The 17468-nt window shown below is 45.9% G+C and carries 21 protein-coding genes; 15 read left to right on the forward strand and 6 right to left on the reverse strand.

What is annotated here, in order from left to right; all coding sequences use genetic code 11:
* The first annotated feature begins 176 nt into the window (after nt 1-176).
* The 9 genes from ACT6R0_RS16180 (at nt 177) to ACT6R0_RS16220 (ending at nt 9382) form a co-directional block, all read left to right on the forward strand.
* On the forward strand, nt 177-551 hold the full coding sequence (locus ACT6R0_RS16180; RefSeq protein WP_444654720.1) for a YegP family protein: 375 nt from the start codon (nt 177-179) through the stop codon (nt 549-551).
* Nucleotides 552-603: 52 nt separating this feature from the next.
* Complete coding sequence (locus ACT6R0_RS16185) at nt 604-1602, forward strand: hypothetical protein (protein ID WP_444654721.1); 999 nt, start codon at nt 604-606, stop codon at nt 1600-1602.
* 75 nt (nt 1603-1677) lie between these two features.
* Nucleotides 1678-2217, forward strand: coding sequence for an RNA 2'-phosphotransferase (locus ACT6R0_RS16190; protein ID WP_444654880.1), 540 nt, complete (start codon nt 1678-1680; stop codon nt 2215-2217).
* 5 nt (nt 2218-2222) lie between these two features.
* Entirely contained in the window at nt 2223-2930 is a 708-nt protein-coding gene (locus tag ACT6R0_RS16195; RefSeq protein WP_444654722.1) for a DUF2071 domain-containing protein, read from the forward strand.
* Between the two features lie 92 nt (nt 2931-3022).
* Complete coding sequence (locus ACT6R0_RS16200) at nt 3023-3481, forward strand: MarR family winged helix-turn-helix transcriptional regulator (RefSeq protein ID WP_444654723.1); 459 nt, start codon at nt 3023-3025, stop codon at nt 3479-3481.
* A 37-nt stretch (nt 3482-3518) separates the two neighbouring features.
* On the forward strand, nt 3519-5909 hold the full coding sequence (locus tag ACT6R0_RS16205) for a 3-hydroxyacyl-CoA dehydrogenase/enoyl-CoA hydratase family protein (RefSeq protein ID WP_444654725.1): 2391 nt from the start codon (nt 3519-3521) through the stop codon (nt 5907-5909).
* Between the two features lie 44 nt (nt 5910-5953).
* On the forward strand, nt 5954-7135 hold the full coding sequence (locus ACT6R0_RS16210) for an acetyl-CoA C-acyltransferase (protein WP_444654726.1): 1182 nt from the start codon (nt 5954-5956) through the stop codon (nt 7133-7135).
* Nucleotides 7136-7176: 41 nt separating this feature from the next.
* A complete protein-coding gene (locus tag ACT6R0_RS16215; RefSeq protein WP_444654728.1) occupies nt 7177-7542 on the forward strand; it encodes a four helix bundle protein in 366 nt (121 codons plus the stop codon).
* A gap of 37 nt (nt 7543-7579) precedes the next feature.
* Complete coding sequence (locus ACT6R0_RS16220) at nt 7580-9382, forward strand: acyl-CoA dehydrogenase family protein (RefSeq protein ID WP_444654729.1); 1803 nt, start codon at nt 7580-7582, stop codon at nt 9380-9382.
* Between the two features lie 194 nt (nt 9383-9576).
* Here the strand turns inward: ACT6R0_RS16220 and ACT6R0_RS16225 are convergent, their stop codons facing one another.
* The 4 genes from ACT6R0_RS16225 to ACT6R0_RS16240 all read right to left on the reverse strand — a co-directional run bounded on the left by ACT6R0_RS16225 (nt 9577) and on the right by ACT6R0_RS16240 (nt 11550).
* Nucleotides 9577-9894: a hypothetical protein gene (locus ACT6R0_RS16225; protein WP_444654730.1), complete on the reverse strand. Its 318-nt coding sequence runs from the start codon at nt 9892-9894 to the stop codon at nt 9577-9579.
* Between the two features lie 4 nt (nt 9895-9898).
* Nucleotides 9899-10312, reverse strand: a complete 414-nt coding sequence (locus ACT6R0_RS16230; protein ID WP_444654731.1) for a DUF6691 family protein — start codon at nt 10310-10312, stop codon at nt 9899-9901.
* Nucleotides 10313-10320: 8 nt separating this feature from the next.
* Nucleotides 10321-10884: a YeeE/YedE family protein gene (locus tag ACT6R0_RS16235; RefSeq protein WP_444654733.1), complete on the reverse strand. Its 564-nt coding sequence runs from the start codon at nt 10882-10884 to the stop codon at nt 10321-10323.
* 171 nt (nt 10885-11055) lie between these two features.
* Entirely contained in the window at nt 11056-11550 is a 495-nt protein-coding gene (locus ACT6R0_RS16240; RefSeq protein ID WP_444654735.1) for a hypothetical protein, read from the reverse strand.
* Between the two features lie 116 nt (nt 11551-11666).
* Here ACT6R0_RS16240 and ACT6R0_RS16245 point away from each other — a divergent pair, with 116 nt between their 5' ends.
* From ACT6R0_RS16245 to ACT6R0_RS16265, 5 genes are all read left to right on the forward strand, one after another.
* On the forward strand, nt 11667-12254 hold the full coding sequence (locus ACT6R0_RS16245; RefSeq protein ID WP_444667418.1) for a DUF1543 domain-containing protein: 588 nt from the start codon (nt 11667-11669) through the stop codon (nt 12252-12254).
* A gap of 113 nt (nt 12255-12367) precedes the next feature.
* Nucleotides 12368-12970, forward strand: a complete 603-nt coding sequence (locus ACT6R0_RS16250; protein ID WP_444654738.1) for a DUF7822 domain-containing protein — start codon at nt 12368-12370, stop codon at nt 12968-12970.
* Nucleotides 12971-12976: 6 nt separating this feature from the next.
* Nucleotides 12977-14134 carry a DUF4274 domain-containing protein gene (locus ACT6R0_RS16255; protein WP_444654739.1) on the forward strand — a complete coding sequence of 386 codons (1158 nt, stop codon included), beginning with the start codon at nt 12977-12979 and terminating at the stop codon, nt 14132-14134.
* 10 nt (nt 14135-14144) lie between these two features.
* Nucleotides 14145-14864, forward strand: a complete 720-nt coding sequence (locus tag ACT6R0_RS16260) for a hypothetical protein (protein WP_444654741.1) — start codon at nt 14145-14147, stop codon at nt 14862-14864.
* Nucleotides 14865-14889: 25 nt separating this feature from the next.
* Nucleotides 14890-15303 carry a hypothetical protein gene (locus ACT6R0_RS16265; RefSeq protein WP_444654742.1) on the forward strand — a complete coding sequence of 138 codons (414 nt, stop codon included), beginning with the start codon at nt 14890-14892 and terminating at the stop codon, nt 15301-15303.
* Here the strand turns inward: ACT6R0_RS16265 and ACT6R0_RS16270 are convergent.
* A complete protein-coding gene (locus ACT6R0_RS16270; RefSeq protein ID WP_444654743.1) occupies nt 15300-16538 on the reverse strand; it encodes a T9SS type A sorting domain-containing protein in 1239 nt (412 codons plus the stop codon). The two genes, ACT6R0_RS16265 and ACT6R0_RS16270, sit on opposite strands and share 4 nt — an antisense overlap.
* Nucleotides 16539-16781: 243 nt before the next feature.
* Here ACT6R0_RS16270 and ACT6R0_RS16275 point away from each other — a divergent pair, with 243 nt between their 5' ends.
* Nucleotides 16782-16907 carry a hypothetical protein gene (locus tag ACT6R0_RS16275; protein WP_444654744.1) on the forward strand — a complete coding sequence of 42 codons (126 nt, stop codon included), beginning with the start codon at nt 16782-16784 and terminating at the stop codon, nt 16905-16907.
* Between the two features lie 2 nt (nt 16908-16909).
* Here ACT6R0_RS16275 and ACT6R0_RS16280 read toward each other — a convergent pair whose 3' ends face one another.
* Nucleotides 16910-17404: a hypothetical protein gene (locus ACT6R0_RS16280; RefSeq protein ID WP_444654746.1), complete on the reverse strand. Its 495-nt coding sequence runs from the start codon at nt 17402-17404 to the stop codon at nt 16910-16912.
* Nucleotides 17405-17468 lie beyond the last annotated feature (64 nt).

The raw sequence follows: 17468 nt of genomic DNA on the forward strand, positions 1-17468 counted from the left end.
AATTTAGACATGTACGGATCGGGCATTCCACCGAATGCAGGATCGAAGATGCAATGCTAAACCTAGCAGTCCCAACAAAAAGTTAATGTTAAAAACTAAAAACGTAAGCCCGGAATTGCTTTAGGGTTTTCTGTTATTTTGCATTTTTCAAAAAACTAGTAAAATCCAACAGTATTATGGGGATGTTCGTGATCAGCAAGCGCGATAATGGTGATTTTAAATTTACGTTCAACTCCCGCAGGGGTAAGACCATATTTACGGGAATGGCCTGTAAGGAAAAGGAATTCTGCCACCTGATGATCGCCGAGATACGCGAGAACATCGCTACCCTTGTACTTACAAAGAACAAGACCGCGGCGGGCAAATATTTTTTCAGGCTGTCGAAGGACGGGCTGGTGATCGCCACAAGCCGGAAATACGGATCGGAATACGCTTACGGCAAAGGCATCAGTGAGATAATGAAGTATGTGACGCACGCCGATACACTGGATTTTTCGGAGAACGAGTTTGTTTTCCCCGATGCTGAGGAGGTTTTTTCGGATGCGGAATAAGGGTTTGATGATTATGCTTTAATTATCTATTTTCGCATTTTATAACCAACCGATGAACAAACCTATACTTTTGCTTTTTGCACTTGTTGGCCTATTGTTTGCGGGCTGCTCCCCTGCCGCTTTAGCTGTTAATGATGATATCGACAAAGAACTACGTGCAACATTAAAGCCGCTTAACCGATCGCTCGTGGCCGCACTCTGGAAGAACACATCCCGTGGCTACAGGAGGCTGGGCACAGAACGATTTGGCAAAAAGGAGGACACAGCCCTGATGGAACTGGTGAGCGAAATTTATTTTAACCCACAGATGCCGCAAACTTTTGAAGTTGTGGATGAATTTTATTCGGAAGACGGCGGCTCCGGACCGGTAACCGTCACTTCGGGAAAGCATGGCTACTCTGTCAGTTTCCACAACAATACACCGGAATATTATGTGTCGGTCCTGCAGATCCAGCCAAATGAGCAACAGCATTACCTCGTAGCGGCAGTATATAACGTGGAAGACGATCAATGGCTGCTGGATAATGTATTCCCTGTGCGGTATGCCATGTTAGGCAAAACCGCTTCGGATATGTTTAAAATGGCTAAGAACTGGGAAAGCCGCGGCTTTATGATCGATGCCTATGTACATGCACACGGCGCACGCAACCTTGTGGAGCACAGCGGCGACCACATTATATATGAAGAGAAAAGCGAGATACTCAAATACCGCGACCAACTTGCAAAGAAGATCGAAGCGCAATATGGCAGGTACCCGATACGAATTGGCGCCATCAGCTCCAGTCCTCAGATATTTGACTTTGACATGGGTTTCCATGAAAAAGGGCTATATCCCTCTATACATTATATATCAAACGTACCCGGAAGCGACTATGAGGCGCAAGTTCGGGAAGCCAGAGACCTGAAGGAATATATGACGAAGCACATCCCCGACCTGGCCCAGAACCAGGGCTATGTATTTTACCGGCGCTTTACCCTGGACACCCGTGTGGATACCGAGCCCTATTTTTCAAATACTTTTATCGATCATAATAATAACTTCGGCAAATAACCGGCGGCTCCCTTCGGGGAGTTTTTTATTACCCTAAATTTCGCTATATTTACCTGTACCCATAAATATTATATGATCAGCGAAAAAGACACCAAACAGATAAGCAAGTTCCTGAGCTATGTCCTCAGACATGATCCCGGATCCCTTGGCATTTCCCTTGATGCGAACGGCTGGGCAAATGTGGCGCTCCTTATAGAGAAAATGAATGAGAACGGGAGAAAGATAGACCGCGAATTGCTGGACCTTGTAGTTGAGACCAACAGCAAAAAACGGTTTGCCTTTAATGATGCTAGAGACATGATACGCGCCAGCCAGGGTCATTCGGTGGAGATCGAACTGGGCTACGAGCCACTTTCCCCTCCGGAAATATTATATCACGGCACTGCCGCGCAAAATGTAGATGCTATACAAAAAGAAGGCATCCACAAAGGCAGTCGCCACCATGTACACCTGAGCCTCGACAAAGCCACTGCTGCCAACGTGGGTGGCAGGCACGGCAAGCCAGTGATAATGGAAGTGATGGCGTTACAGATGCATAACGACGGATATGAATTTTTCCTTTCGGAGAATGGTGTTTGGCTCACGGATGGTGTTCCCGCAGGGTATATAAAATAAACAATATGAGGATCCCAACAATACATGGCTACATCGACAGGCGGATACTCATCAATTATACGATCGATGCAGAAGTGGCACGCAAGATCATTCCACATCCCTTCCTCCCAAAACTCCACGAAGGAAAAGCTATCGGCGGCATATGCCTTATCCGCTTAAAGCATATAAAACCAAAAGGGCTGCCTGACATGATCGGAATTGGGTCTGAAAATGGGGCGCACAGGTTCGCGGTTGAATGGGAAGAAGGCGGCGAAACAAAAGAAGGTGTATTCATTCCAAGACGTGACACCTCCTCTTTTACAAACGCAATTGCAGGCGGACGGATCTTTCCGGGAAAGCACCATCTGGCAAAATTTGATGTAAAAGAGGGGAACGGAAGTTATCATGTAGCATTTAAAAGTGATGATGATACGCAAATTGCGATCACAGCACGGGAAATTGGAGCCTATCCTCAGGGATCGGTATTTAAATCTTTGGGTGAAGCATCGGGATTCTTCGAAAAAGGCTGTATTGGCTATTCCCCCAACAAAAATAATTTTGATGGTGTACGCCTCAATACCTATAAATGGGAAATGATTCCTTTGGAAGTAGCTTCGGTAAAGTCATCATATTTTGAAAATGAGGCATTGTTCCCGAAAGGATCGGTAGTATTTGACAATGCATTATTAATGAAAAACATAGAGCACGAGTGGCTCAACGTCGCCGGTAAGTAACCAAAAACACGAAAACAATTTCGCAAATGTAATTTTTTTCAATTTAATATGCATGCATAATAATTTTTTGTATATTTGAAATAATCAAACGGATGAAAGATAAAACGATAGACTACGCACTGAGGGCCACATGGCAGGCAGTATCGCGAATGTATAATGAAGAGGCCTCGAAATACGGTGCCAGTATGTCGGTAGGATTTGCGCTCCTTTCTATAGATAAGGACAACGGCATACCATCGACAGCACTAGGTCCGCAAATGGGAATGGAACCTACCAGCCTTACGCGCACGCTGAAGTCGATGGAGGAAAAAGGGCTGATAGTACGCAAGAAAAACCCGGTTGACGGCCGCGGTGTCCTGATACACCTTACCAAGCTCGGTAAGGAAAAGAGGGAACTATCCCGCGACAGGGTGCTAAAGTTTAATGATGTGGTACGCCAGCATGTATCGGAAGAAAAGCTCGCCCACTTCATGGAAGTGGCCGGGACCATCAACGAACTGATAGCTGACAAATTGATATTCAATCCGGACGAACCGGATACAAACAAATAACAATGCATTAGCATTACCAAAAAACTTACTATACATAATGAAACGCACTATTAAAAAGGCAGCCGTAATAGGCTCCGGCATAATGGGGTCTGCCATAGCGGCCCACTTTGCCAATATAGGCGTGGAGGTGCTCCTGCTGGACATCGTGCCCAGGGAACTCACCGAAGCGGAACAGAAAAAAGGTTTGACATTGCAGGACAAGGCCGTGCGCAACCGCATTGTGAATGAGCATTTGGCCAATTCGCTCAAATCCAAGCCCTCCCCTATCTACCACCAGAAATTTGCAAGCCGCATTAGCACTGGTAACACAGAGGACGACATGGCAAAGATCGCCGATATGGACTGGATCATTGAGGTGGTCGTAGAAAGGCTCGACATAAAGCAAAAAGTATTTGAACAGGTAGAAAAATACCGCAGGCCGGGCACGCTTATCACATCCAACACATCAGGTATTCCTATACATTTTATGAGCGAAGGCCGCAGCGATGACTTCCAGAAGCATTTTTGCGGAACCCACTTTTTCAACCCGCCGCGCTACTTAAAATTATTCGAGATCATACCGGGTCCGAAAACTTCTCCTGAAGTACTGGACTTCCTTAATAACTACGGTGAGCAGTTCCTTGGCAAGACTTCGGTCGTTGCCAAAGATACACCGGCCTTCATTGGCAACCGCATTGGTATTTACGGCATCATGAGCCTTTTCCACCAGGTAAAGGAAATGGGGCTTACCATTGAAGAAGTGGATAAGCTTACCGGACCAGTTATCGGCAGGCCAAAGTCGGCTACCTTCCGTACCGTAGATGTTGTGGGACTTGATACGCTGGTACACGTTGCGAACGGCATTTATGAAAACTGCCCGAACGATGAAGTACATGAGTTGTTTAAACTGCCGGGCTTCATCGATACCATGATGCAGAACAAATGGCTGGGTAGCAAAAGCGGCCAGGGGTTTTATAAAAAGGTAGACAAGGACATCCTTTCGCTGGACCTGGACACGATGGAATACCGCGCCGCTAAGAAAGCTTCATTCGCTACACTGGAACTGACCAAAACCATCGACAAGCCCATCAACAGGTTTAAGGTATTGGTTGGAGGAACAGACATGGCAGGCGAATTTTACCGCAAGAACTTTGGGGGAATGTTTGCTTATGTTGCCAACCGTATCCCTGAAATTACCGACGACCTGTATAAAATTGACGATGCCATGAAAGCCGGTTTTGGCTGGGAAAATGGCCCGTTCGAGATATGGGATGCCATCGGTGTCGAAAAAGGCATTGAGCTAATCAAAGCCAACGGCGCAGAGCCGGCCACATGGGTAAATGATATGCTCGCTAGCGGCAACAAAAGCTTTTATGCCATAAAAGACGGTCTGAAATACTTCTACGACATAGCTTCAAAATCCTTCAAGAAAATCCCGGGACAGGATGCATTTATCATTCTTGACAACATTCGCGAAAGCAAAAAAATATGGAGCAACAGCGATGCTATCATCCAAGACCTGGGCGACGGTATCATCAACCTGGAGTTCCAGAGCAAGATGAATACCATAGGTGGCGGCGTGCTTCAGGGCATCAATAAAGCCATTGACCTTGCCGAAAAAGAATATGACGGCCTCGTAATAGGCAACCAGGCCGCGAACTTCTCCGTAGGGGCGAACATCGGGATGATCTTCATGATGGCAGTGGAGCAGGAATATGACGAGCTGAACATGGCCATCAAGATGTTCCAGGATACCATGATGCGCGTTCGCTACTCCTCCATTCCGGTTGTGGTGGCACCGCATGGCATGACCCTTGGCGGCGGCTGCGAAATGAGTATGCATGCCGATAAAGTTGTTGCGGCGGCAGAAACGTATATCGGACTGGTTGAATTTGGCGTAGGCGTGATCCCGGGCGGCGGCGGATCGAAAGAAATGGCGCTACGGGCATCGGATACCTTCCGTAAAAATGATGTGGAACTAAACGTACTGCAGGAGTATTTCCTTGCCGTAGCTATGGCGAAAGTATCGACATCTGCCTATGAAGCTTTTGATACCGGAATACTACAAAAAGGAAAAGATGTTATCGTGGTGAATAAGGACAGGCAGATCGCCGAAGCTAAAAAACACGCAAAGCTAATGGCCGAAGCCGGTTATACCGCACCGATACGCCGGAAGGATGTAAAAGTACTGGGCAAGCAGGCATTGGGAATGTTCCTTGTAGGTACCGACAGCATGGAAGCAGGGCACTATATCTCGGAACATGACAAGAAGATAGCCAACAAGCTGGCCTACGTTATGGCGGGTGGTGATCTGAGCGAACCGACTTTGGTTAGTGAGCAATATCTATTGGATCTTGAGCGTGAAGCTTTCCTTTCATTGACAGGAGAGCGCAAGACATTGGAGAGGATACAATTTATGTTGACTAAGGGTAAGCCTCTCCGCAACTAATTCACATCAGAGTGGAATCTGAAATCTAAAATCTGAAATCTGAAATGAAAACAGCATATATAGTAAAAGCATATAGGACAGCCGTTGGCAAAGCCCCGAAAGGCGTATTCCGTTTTAAACGTCCTGATGAGCTCGCGGCCGAAACCATACAGTTCATGATGAATGAGCTGCCGGAATTTGACAAGACCCGTATTGACGATGTAATGGTGGGCAATGCCATGCCGGAAGCTGAGCAGGGACTCAACTTTGCGCGCCTAATTTCCCTCATGGGGCTTAAGGTAGACGATGTACCGGGCGTTACGGTGAACCGTTATTGCGCCTCCGGACTGGAAACCATTGCAATGGCAACTGCCAAGATACAAAGCGGCATGGCCAACTGTATTATTGCCGGTGGCGCCGAAAGTATGAGCTTTATCCCGATGGGCGGTTACAAACCGGTACCCGATTATCAGGCGGCAAAGGCAGGCCACGAAGACTACTACTGGGGCATGGGCCTTACCGCTGAAGCTGTTGCAAAACAGTTTAAGGTGTCACGAGAGGACCAGGATGAGTTTGCGTACCATTCCCACCAAAAAGCACTAAAGGCACAGGCGGAGGTTAAATTTGACCGACAGATAGTGCCTATTACTGTGGAACAGGTCTATGTAGACGAGAACGGAAAAAAAGCTATTAAAAGCTATACCGTGACTAAAGATGAAGGCCCGCGTGCAGATACATCAATAGAAGCATTGGGCAAGCTGAAGCCGGTTTTTGCCGCAGACGGCAGCGTTACGGCAGGCACGTCCTCACAAATGAGCGACGGCGCGGCCTTTGTACTGGTAATGAGTGAAGACCTTGTAAAAGAACTAAAGCTTGAGCCTATTGCCCGTCTTGTAAGCTATGCAGCTGCCGGTGTGGAGCCAAGGATAATGGGTATTGGCCCGGTAAAAGCCATTCCGAAAGCCGTGAAAATGGCAGGTCTTGAATTGGAAGATATCCAGTTGATAGAGCTTAATGAAGCCTTTGCATCGCAATCGCTGGCGGTAATACGCGAACTTGGCATCAATAAAGACATTGTAAACGTAAACGGTGGTGCCATTGCCATGGGACACCCACTGGGATGTACCGGTGCAAAACTATCGGTACAGCTGTTTGATGAAATGAAGCGTCGCGGCAACAAGTATGGCATGGTGACGATGTGTGTGGGTACAGGCCAGGGAGCAGCGGGAGTTTTTGAGATCGTTTAAGACGAAGAGATGATAGACGGATAGATAATAGACTGCTTAATATGGCTGAATTTAAAAGACATAATTTCAAGAAGTTGAAAATTTGGCAGTTGGGAATGGAAATAGCGAAGGATATATTAAACATGACTGACAGTTTCCCTACTCATGAAAAATTTGGGTTGAAGAGCCAAATGGATAGGAGTTCGACATCTATTCCCTTAAATATTGCCGAAGGTTCAAGCAGGACAAGCAAATCGTTCAGGCATTTTATCGACATATCGTTAGGTTCGTCTTTCGAATTACAAACGCAGCTCTTGTTGGCAAATTATAGAAAATATGTATCAGACGGGGCAACACAAGACCTCGAAAATAAAATAGAAGAATTTCAAAAGATGACGATGGGATTCCAAAATACTCTGTCGGAGTAAGGTCTATCATCTCTCATCTATTATCTTAAATCTAATTATGGAAACAGAAGAGAAACAACTTGCCCGTGGCGGCCAATTTTTGGTTAAGGAAACGAGATCGGAAGACATTTTTACCCCCGAGGATTTTACGGAGGAGCAGATCATGATGCGCGACAGCGTGAAGGAATTCATTGACCGTGAGATATGGCCGAATAAAGACCGTTTTGAGAAAAAAGATTATGCCTTTACTGAGGAAACGATGAGCAAAGCGGGTGAACTCGGTTTTCTTGGTGTTGCTGTACCGGAAGCGTACGGCGGGCTTGGAATGGGCTTTGTGGATACGATGCTTGTGTGTGATTATATTTCGGGTGCAACGGGTTCGTTTTCTACGGCATTCGGGGCGCATACAGGGATTGGCACCATGCCAATAACACTTTATGGAACCGAAGAGCAAAAACTAAAATACGTACCGAAACTCGCTTCAGGCGAATGGTTTGGCGCATATTGCCTTACTGAACCGGGTGCGGGTAGTGATGCCAACTCCGGAAAGACCAAAGCGGTTTTGAGTGAGGATGGCACGCATTATAAAATTACAGGGCAGAAAATGTGGATATCAAATGCAGGGTTCTGCAGCGTGTTCATTGTATTTGCCCGCATTGAGGACGATAAGAACATAACGGGGTTCATTGTAGAAAATGACCCTGCCAATGGCATTTCGCTGGGTGAGGAAGAACACAAGCTGGGTATAAGGGCTTCCTCTACCCGCCAGGTTTTCTTTAATGATACAAAAGTACCTGTTGAAAATATGCTGTCGGAGCGCGGCAATGGGTTCAAGATAGCCATGAATGCCCTTAACGTGGGCCGTATCAAACTGGCCGCTGCCTGCCTTGATGCCCAAAGAAGGGTAACAAGCGGTGCGGCGAAATATGCCAATGAAAGGATACAGTTCAATACGCCTATCGCGAATTTTGGCGCCATACGCGCCAAACTTGCCGAAATGGCGACCAATTGCTATGCCGGGGAAAGCGCGTGCTACAGGGCTGCTAAAAACATACAGGACCGTATTGAGGCACGTGTTGCCAATGGCGAATCGCACCAGGATGCAGAATTGAAAGGTGTTGAGGAATTTGCCATTGAATGTTCGATACTAAAAGTTGCTGTGTCGGAAGACATCCAAAATTGTTCGGATGAAGGCATCCAGATCTTTGGCGGCATGGGCTTCTCTGAAGATACCCCGATGGAAAGTGCGTGGCGTGATGCGCGTATTGCCCGTATCTATGAAGGCACGAACGAGATCAATCGTATGCTGTCGGTGGGAATGCTTATCAAAAAAGCGATGAAAGGCCACGTTGACCTTCTTGGCCCTGCAATGAAAGTGGCTGAGGAACTGATGGGCATTCCATCGTTTGACACACCTGACTATTCGGAACTGTTCGCTGAAGAGAAAGAAATGATCGTGAAGTTGAAAAAGGCATTCCTCATGGTAGCCGGATCAGCAGTACAGAAATATGGCCCTGAACTTGACCAGCACCAGCAATTGCTTATGGCTGCTGCCGATATCCTTATTGAGATCTACATGGCAGAATCTGTTGTGCTGCGCACAGAGAAGCTTTCGAAAAACAAAGGTGCTGAAAATGTAAAAGAGCAGATCGCGATGGCACAGCTGTACCTTTATAAAGCAGTGGACATTGTTACAACCAAAGGCCGCGAGGGTATTGCCTCGTTTGCCGAAGGCGATGAGCAGCGCATGATGATGATGGGCCTCCGCCGATTTACCAAGTACAATACCATGCCGAATGTGGTTGCGCTTCGTGAGACGATCGCAGCGAAGATCGTTGCTGAGAACGGCTACGTATATTAAGAATTTTTAGTTTTTAAGTTAAGATAAGCCGCTGTGAGGAAACTCCTGCGGCTTTTATTTATACCTGATATATGTCTATACTTTGAACCCGAACGTCCGCGTGAGGGATAGAGGCGATATCCTGCGGAGTGCAATGGAGCAGATAAAGCCGAAAGCCCGGCACCGTAGCTTGCGGAGGTGGCACGCCAAAACATCTAACGGAATGCGTAATACAGCGTAATAAAAACCAGAGAAAACAGTGATAGCCACAAAAACGCTTTGAGTACCAGGCGAAGGCGTGTTTTGAGGTTAACTGACCTGCTGAATGCGAGGTCCATCACAAAAAGGAACAGAAGGAAAATGAAAAGCACGGCCTCGTTGAACACAATGCGGGCAAAGATGAATGTCCAACGGTCAGCAAGCTGTGCCTGCATTTGCTCTTTCCCGCCGAGATAGAACAGCGAAGTGAACAGCAACAATATACCTACACAGATGAAGTAGGTGTAATTGATGATGTAGAAGGTGTTTTTCATCGCATTAATGCGGCAGTTTGTTCTTCAACAAACCGTAAATATAGGTTCCCAGCAATGCGCCTAACAGCACCACGCCTATTCCCCAAAAACCCGCGCCGATAAGGATGTAAATAGGTCCCGGACAGGTGCCAACAAGCCCCCAGCCAAGTCCGAAAAGTATCCCGCCCACGATATAGGCTGTAAAACCTTTCTCTTTGTCAGGGATCACAATGGGCTGCCCCGTGATGTCTTTTAAATTTTTACGCTTTATGACCTGGATACCTATAAGCCCTGTAAATACTGCTACTCCAATGATCCCGAACATGTGGAACGACTGGAAGTGGAACATTTCGTAAATGCGGTACCACGATACAGCCTCTGATTTTGTAAGAACGATGCCGAACACAATGCCGACCAAAAGGAATTTTATGAATTTCATGATACTGCTTAATTAAAGATAAGGGGTAACAGGAACCACGACATGACAAGTCCCCCGATGAAAAAACCGATAACGGCAATGAGCGAAGGCAATTGCAGGTTGCTCAGGCCTGTGATGGCGTGCCCCGAGGTACAGCCGCCGGCGTAGCGCGTGCCAAAACCCACGAGTAAGCCACCCAACAGCAATATCCCTATAATCTTTGGTGTTTGCAGCGCTTCAGCACTTGTAAAGGCATCCGGCAGCAATTCGCCCTTTGTAGGTGTATCGATGTGCATTTGCTGCAATTCGGTTACGGTTTTGGGGTTGAGCTGCACACCCGTACCATCGCTCAGGAAGGTTACGGCCAGCCATCCTCCTATCATCGCGCCAAGGACCACAACGAGGTTCCAGCGCTGGGCTTTCCAATCGAAGCGGAAGAACTCTGAGGTTTTCCCCGCGCCCATTATCGTACACAGCGTACGCAGGTTAGACGACATGCCAAAGGTTTTGCCGAAGTAAATGAGCGCCAGCATGACCGCCCCTATGATAAAACCCGAAATGTACCAGGGCCAGGTTCCGAAAAAGCTATACATGATCGTTATTTGTTTATTTGTGTATTAGTTGATCTGTTAATTCGTTCAGGCAAAAATAGGGATTTATATTCATTACCTGCATTGGCAGGAAGGCATAAAAAAACAGCTCCCTTACGGAAGCTGTTGTCTGTTCAATTTTATGTATTAATAGAATTCTTTGAATTCCTGATATTACAATTTAATGTGCTTAACATCTTTTTCTTTCAGGCCATAACGTGCAACCACCGAATCGTAGCTCATATTCATCCTTGCACTGTTATCATAGGCCGGCACGATCACTATCCTGAACGACTGGTTAAGTGAGAAATCCTGCCTTAGCATAGGATCAAATTCCGACTCAAGGTAAAGTACAACATCATCTACAGAAAAATCAAAGAAGAAGCTTAATTTGCCTTCGTCCAGATTATAGGTATTCGGAACCGGCTCCCAAATGTCGTGGTTAAGCGAATTCACACCTGCCCACCTGTATACCAAGATCACGTCGGAAGAATAAATAGCCGGGTTCAGCGGTACCAGTGCACGATATTGTCCCGATGCTACAAAATTCACATTGTCCACATGGAACATTTCGCTAATAGTATCATTATCCGGCCTGTCATCATCTACATTACAAGAAGTAAGGGCAAATGTGCTTACAATGCTAAGGAGTAAAAATATCTTTTTCATAAGACTCAAAATTTAATGTTATGTTTTACTTTTTAAAGGTAGCATTCCAAAAACTGAACCAAAAATATAAAATGGTAAAAAAATATTAAACTTTTTTTGAATATCTTTATGGCACGATGGAAAGAACGCCCAAACTATACATGGTTTTACTGGGTTGCACACCCAGAGGAAGGCTTACGGAGCAGCACGATATTTTTTTCGGGACCGGCAATTCGGTAGCCGGACTGAAGTCGGATATATATGCATTTTGGCCAGACGGAGGCCCGCTGCATGTAGACTCCTGGCGCGAGGTAACGCAGGTGGGGGCCTACTCCATCAGCATTGTGCCGAAAGCGGAAGCTGTGGAAACACCCGAAAAACTATTCTTCCTGAACCTGGGCGGCTATCGCAGGGGTGAGTTCGAAGAGTACCATTTTAAGATGCTCGTTGTAGCTGCGACCATGGGTAAGGCGATAAAGGCCTCTAAACAGACGGAATTCTATAAGGAATGGGGCTTTAAGGGTGCGGAATCGCACATTGACGAGAAATATGCACTGGGCGTTGACGATATGCACAAGGTTGAAGATCTGCTTTCGGACGAATTTAAGCAACACTACGCCATTAGGATCGAGCTTAATGATAGTATTGAAGATGAGATGCATATCGGGTATTTTAAGCTGGGGAAGCAAGCCTTACCAAAACGCCCACTGGACGAAATGGAGTAGCTTCGCTCATACTATGGAAAGCATTTGAGCATGGCAGGGTCTAAAAAAATCTAGTATGTTGCTACACCCTGAATTATTTTCACCCTATATTTAGCTTCTAAATTACATCATCAATGGCGAACAGAAGTTACATTTACGGCCTTAAAGAAGGCCGCTACACGAGTATTGGCGAATTTCCCTATGGCATACCCTACGCCTACCGCGTACTGGCAGGCTTTGGACCCGAACCTGTGGAGTCGGCATTATTTGACCCAAAGGTGGGCATAAGGGCGGATTTTGCAAAAGGGAAAGAGGCACTTTACTTTATCCTCGATCTTTTGGCAGCAACAAAGCAGATGGCCGACCAGCAGGAATTTGAAGCTTTTGTGGCTGCGACCAAAGCTTTTTTAGATTCTATAGACGCTCAATATACCCAACTTGAGAACGGCGAGATCTATTCACTTTATACCGATGATAACGACGAGTATCTTTCTGCCGAAGGGCTGGAGGAAGTGAACGTGCGTGAAGCTAAAAGCTGTTTTTTCAGGGGCGAGGAGATCGATGTCATCAGGGAATACGGTATTGGCCCGGAACATATCTTTAACCTCGAAAATGAACAGCTTAAAGATATTTTAGCCGCTGTGATCATCTTAAAGGACGAATGGAAAAACAGGCTGGCCGAAGGCTGCTGGAGCAATATTTTGTATTTCCAGTTCAACTATAAGGACAAAGAATAATTACTGATGGACATCGTAGAAAGATTGCAGAAATATTCGGGCGCCGATCTGAAAGCGTGCGAGGCCCAACTGGCAAAACGGAACGGCAACTTTTGGGAGGCACTGTTTGACCTTACCACATCCCTGAACGAAAAAGATATCTTAGTCCAAAAGCTATTCACTACAGATACTATAGAAGAATTAGTACCGATCCTGAAAAGGCTCAGGGAAATATATGGAGGCTGGGATCTTTCTGATGTAAAGATACGGGTGGCTGACGATGATGAGGCATTTTTCATGGCAAACCGACCCACCGGCGAAGAAGGACTTTACAGTATCATTCCTGGACCTGAAGAAATGGAACAATACTGTATGCTGCTTAAATCGACCGAAGATGCTATTGTTACTGAAACCCTGAAAGTGATCGGCATGATAGAGGTGAAGCATTTCAGCAATGGCATCATTGAAAATATTAAAAAACTTCTTACGGGAAAAAATGTCCATCTGGCTAACGAGGCGATGGGAAGCAATTGCGCCGACCAACCCGAAAAAGCAGCGCTGTTTTTCGACGGGCTAAAGTTCAATTTAAAAACCAACCGCAGCCAGAACCACTTTAAGGCGATCAGGGCGTTTTGGAGTAAGGACATACCGGTATATCCCGAGATCACAGACGATATCCAGCGGCTTACCCGATCGGGTAACAGCCAGGTTAGGGACATGGCCCGTGACCTGTTAGTGCGCTACGGACAGATAAGCCCCGAAGAAAAGGCAGCTGCTGAACTCAGGTTGCGTAAAGCAGAAGTCGCAGGCATTTATTATAAGGTTGAAAAAATAAGATCGGCGAAAGCCCTACAAACCTTTGCCGATAAATTCAACTGGGATGAGGATGTGGAGCATATGTTCGCCGTGATCCGTCATGAACTGTGCGAAGCCGCTATCGCAAAGCTGGTGTACTGGCGCAGTGAGCCGAATTACTACCAAAAATTCACAGCCATTGAACAAGTGGAAGAATACCACCGCGATATTTACCGCTTACAACGTGAAATTGAGGAGGGAATGACGGGTGGGAAATATCCTGTGGGTACGCTAATATACGACCCTAAGGACGATCATGGATCTGACAGGGCGGAAAGCAATGTTGCTGAAAATGAAATAAAAAGGCCGATACCTGAGTTTATGTATTAATTTTATCGCCATGAAAAACGCCCTCCTCCCCTTCCTGCTCCTCATTGCTTCCATAGGCAATGCGCAAAAGTATTACCCTAAGCTGGACAATATTTTCCTGAATGATGAAAGTTTTAATGAAAGCGTCTTTTATGAAGATATCAAATGGTTTAAGGAAGGCCTGCGCACCGCTACTAAAAAAGTCTGGATGAACGGATTGCAGACGTCTGTAAACGGTAATTCAGGATTTTACAGCTTCGACCTGGTACCGAAATGGGTGTATGACATCAACTTCCTGGATAGCGGAATGATACTGAAATTCAACCATGCAAAGGAGGATAAGGTTTCGTATATTCCCATTACCTGTACCGAAACTATCGAGCGCGGGGACGAGGATGGATACGGTGAAGGAAGGATCGAGTTTTTACAGAAAGGCGGCGTGGCAGTGGAGTTCCCGGTGGAAGTAATGGTTCCCTACAATGCTGAGTTCAAAACCACCATCCCCAATGCCAAATGCCTGTTCGAACCCGAAAGGGCCAGCTACGAATTTGACCCGGCAACAAAAAGCCTTTTCATAAGCCTGACGGGTGACTTTACCACTGCTGTAAAAGTTGGAAAAAATACGGTCAATAAAGATGATATAAAGGGGATCTCCATTAAAGCTTCAAAAGGCCTTCTGGCTATCGACCTGCGTTATACCGATAAGAAGAAAGGCGAACAGGTGATAAACCTCATCAGTAAAAAATTCTAACGGTATGGTATTTCGACCAAGAAATATGGCATTTAGCATTTTACTCCAGGCAATGCTGTGTGCGGTAGCCTTTGTAGCCTATTCAAAATTCAATGACAGGGAAAATTTCTTTTACCTGTATGATGAAGATGGCCCGTCATCAGCATTTGTACTTGCCATGGGGTATTTTACAAAATTGCTGGTGTATGGGCTGCCTGTATTTTTAAGCAATTATTACTTTGCCCAGCTTTGCTTCAAGTCACGACTTCCTTCTTTTACAATGATCGCAATAAATATCCTGTCGATGTTCGCGTGCAATGCCCTATATCTCTTTATCATCTTTAAAGTAATTGCGGGAGAGGCATTTGATACAAGTGCTATTATTTTGGCAATTACCGGGATAGCTACCGCATTTATTATGGAATGGGTACGTTATAAGATGTTCAGGAAATCCGCTTAATCCCGCTTAACCAACCTATACGAGTAATCAGGGAAGTCACTAACCCTGATAACATGTACACCCGACCGCAGCCTGCCTATGTCGAGCCTGTTCCGCTCGCTGTTTAATGTCCCGCTTTGGGCATTGCGCCCGTTCATGTCGATGAAGCTGTATTGAATGCCTACGAGCGATGGCTCGATTTCTATGTAAAGATGATCTCCTGCGGGGTTCGGGTAAACCCGTATCCTGTTCCTGATGTCATTATGGGAAGTCATTAATGGCAGGTTTTCCAGATATTCCTGCAAATAAGGCCTTAGGTCGAACTTGTGCAGTTTTTGGGAAACGTTGACCAATGGCACGCGTACAAAATGTTCATTCGACACAAAATAATCCAGCCCATTAGATGTAGCTATTCCCTCCACCTGGTGGAAACCCATAGATGACATGCTGATCTTCCGTTTATTCCCACTGAAGAAGCTGTGTCCGCTAAAATCATAGAGCAGGTAAAAGAAGGGCTGCAGCAGAGTACTGTAGCCCGTGAGCACGACGAGCTTTTTATCTTCCATATATGTCGCACCCGTAATGAGCCCGCTTACGTCATAAGTCGTTTTAAATTGCGCTATGTGGGTGCCCGGCGTTTTGGGCAGGGCATACACACTGGTCTTTTTACTGACCCACTGCTTAGTGAACAGGTAAATGCTGTCGTTGGACACGATGAATGCCTCGCAGTCAAAATCGGTATTGTTGCCGCCCGTTGCGGTAAAATTTATTTGGTTAGAATAGGAAAAATGGATGGAGTTGGCCTGGAGATCACCTGACAGCAATTCTTCTTTACTGACCCTGATGATCCTAAGATTGGTGCGGTTTCCATTGCCGTTATTGCCAAAGTCGCCAATGTAAATGTGTTGCCCGTCCTGCGCTATTTCTTCCCAATCGGTATTGGATGTTCCGGCAACGGTAAATGTTTGCAGCACGGCTCCTGAAATGCTGTCCAGGGAGTACAGCTTCAGGTCGGTATTATCATTATGGGTGAGCAGTCGTTCTTCCCATTTGACAAGGCCGGAGGTCTCGTTAACCGCATCGGGCAAGTTCACCGAACTTACTGGAGCCACAGAAGACGGACCATAACTGCATGTACCGTTGTTTACAGTTGCCTGCGGGTTATAGTTGTTGGAAAGCGGGTCGGTACAGCCCGACACTTGTGCGTGTAGAGTAAATTGCAGGAACAATACGAAGGTGATCAGTAGCGCTTTCATGGCTGTAAGGTATGTATTTCAATATAAAGTTAGGGCTAACCATAATGCAATAAAAATAGGGATACTGTAATTTATGAGAATTTTAAAAATTTAACCAATTGATATTAGGCTATTTAAATTTTAAACTCTTACCTGAAATTTGTGATATATGATCTTGATCTTAGAATTTCCTTTACCAAAAGTTAAATGGCTTCCTTTTGAAAAACAGGCTCGCTAATTTTAGGTAAACAAAAACCATACACCATGAACAAATTGATAAGGGCCCTCATAGCGGGCTGGGGAGCAAAAAAATTAGGAGGAGGATGCATCGGTACCATCATCGCTTTTGTAGTTATCTATTACCTGCTGGGGTATTGCGACAGGATCTAAGATCACGTCGCTGCCCCCGCTGCCGCGTTCTGCTTCTGCATAGCGCGGTAGCAATGTGTGGCAATCAACACCAGTAGCAGGCCGTCTTCGCCTGAAGTTCTATCATCGAAAGTAATTGTATAACCGGAATAGAAACTCTTCCAGCTGTATACCGACTTTATTTCCATTACTTCTTCCCCTTTGTAGGTTTCGAGGACATAACCTGTCTTGAACCACGCCTTCATCCTTAACTTATAAAAGTGGTGTTCTTCCTTTGCCCTACTGATGATCGTGCCGCGCCAGTTACTCTTAATATTATAAAGAGGCTTTTCGTCCAGCAATACTTCAGAACTCGTTTTCCAAAAGCCTATTCCTTTTATTTGATAGGTAACCCCACCCAGTTCTATCTCCGCATCCTGCGAATACCATTTAGGATAATGCACTGTCGCAAAATGCTTTCCGTCTGCGGAAGCGGTATAGCGGTGGTCTTTGTCAGAAGCAATGGTTATCGTTTGCATAGCGATGTGATTTGTAGTGCTAAGTTACCACATACTTTTCCTGAAGCCAAAAATGTTGTTGCAG

The organism is Flavobacterium sp., from assembly GCF_052437795.1.
In the GTDB taxonomy this organism is placed as follows: domain Bacteria; phylum Bacteroidota; class Bacteroidia; order Flavobacteriales; family Flavobacteriaceae; genus Flavobacterium.

Bases quoted from the DNA above. Each gene is read 5' to 3' on its own strand.
- ACT6R0_RS16220 (WP_444654729.1), top strand. From the start codon at position 7,580: ATGGAAACAGAAGAGAAACAACTTGCCCGTGGCGGCCAATTTTTGGTT.
- ACT6R0_RS16275 (WP_444654744.1), top strand. From the start codon at position 16,782: ATGAACAAATTGATAAGGGCCCTCATAGCGGGCTGGGGAGCAAAAAAA.
- ACT6R0_RS16200 (WP_444654723.1), top strand. From the start codon at position 3,023: ATGAAAGATAAAACGATAGACTACGCACTGAGGGCCACATGGCAGGCA.
- ACT6R0_RS16255 (WP_444654739.1), top strand. From the start codon at position 12,977: ATGGACATCGTAGAAAGATTGCAGAAATATTCGGGCGCCGATCTGAAA.
- ACT6R0_RS16250 (WP_444654738.1), top strand. From the start codon at position 12,368: ATGGCGAACAGAAGTTACATTTACGGCCTTAAAGAAGGCCGCTACACG.
- ACT6R0_RS16205 (WP_444654725.1), top strand. From the start codon at position 3,519: ATGAAACGCACTATTAAAAAGGCAGCCGTAATAGGCTCCGGCATAATG.
- ACT6R0_RS16210 (WP_444654726.1), top strand. From the start codon at position 5,954: ATGAAAACAGCATATATAGTAAAAGCATATAGGACAGCCGTTGGCAAA.
- ACT6R0_RS16265 (WP_444654742.1), top strand. From the start codon at position 14,890: ATGGCATTTAGCATTTTACTCCAGGCAATGCTGTGTGCGGTAGCCTTT.
- ACT6R0_RS16260 (WP_444654741.1), top strand. From the start codon at position 14,145: ATGAAAAACGCCCTCCTCCCCTTCCTGCTCCTCATTGCTTCCATAGGC.
- ACT6R0_RS16215 (WP_444654728.1), top strand. From the start codon at position 7,177: ATGGCTGAATTTAAAAGACATAATTTCAAGAAGTTGAAAATTTGGCAG.
- ACT6R0_RS16180 (WP_444654720.1), top strand. From the start codon at position 177: ATGGGGATGTTCGTGATCAGCAAGCGCGATAATGGTGATTTTAAATTT.
- ACT6R0_RS16225 (WP_444654730.1), bottom strand. From the start codon at position 9,894: ATGAAAAACACCTTCTACATCATCAATTACACCTACTTCATCTGTGTA.
- ACT6R0_RS16240 (WP_444654735.1), bottom strand. From the start codon at position 11,550: ATGAAAAAGATATTTTTACTCCTTAGCATTGTAAGCACATTTGCCCTT.
- ACT6R0_RS16245 (WP_444667418.1), top strand. From the start codon at position 11,667: ATGGAAAGAACGCCCAAACTATACATGGTTTTACTGGGTTGCACACCC.
- ACT6R0_RS16185 (WP_444654721.1), top strand. From the start codon at position 604: ATGAACAAACCTATACTTTTGCTTTTTGCACTTGTTGGCCTATTGTTT.
- ACT6R0_RS16195 (WP_444654722.1), top strand. From the start codon at position 2,223: ATGAGGATCCCAACAATACATGGCTACATCGACAGGCGGATACTCATC.
- ACT6R0_RS16280 (WP_444654746.1), bottom strand. From the start codon at position 17,404: ATGCAAACGATAACCATTGCTTCTGACAAAGACCACCGCTATACCGCT.
- ACT6R0_RS16270 (WP_444654743.1), bottom strand. From the start codon at position 16,538: ATGAAAGCGCTACTGATCACCTTCGTATTGTTCCTGCAATTTACTCTA.
- ACT6R0_RS16235 (WP_444654733.1), bottom strand. From the start codon at position 10,884: ATGTATAGCTTTTTCGGAACCTGGCCCTGGTACATTTCGGGTTTTATC.
- ACT6R0_RS16230 (WP_444654731.1), bottom strand. From the start codon at position 10,312: ATGAAATTCATAAAATTCCTTTTGGTCGGCATTGTGTTCGGCATCGTT.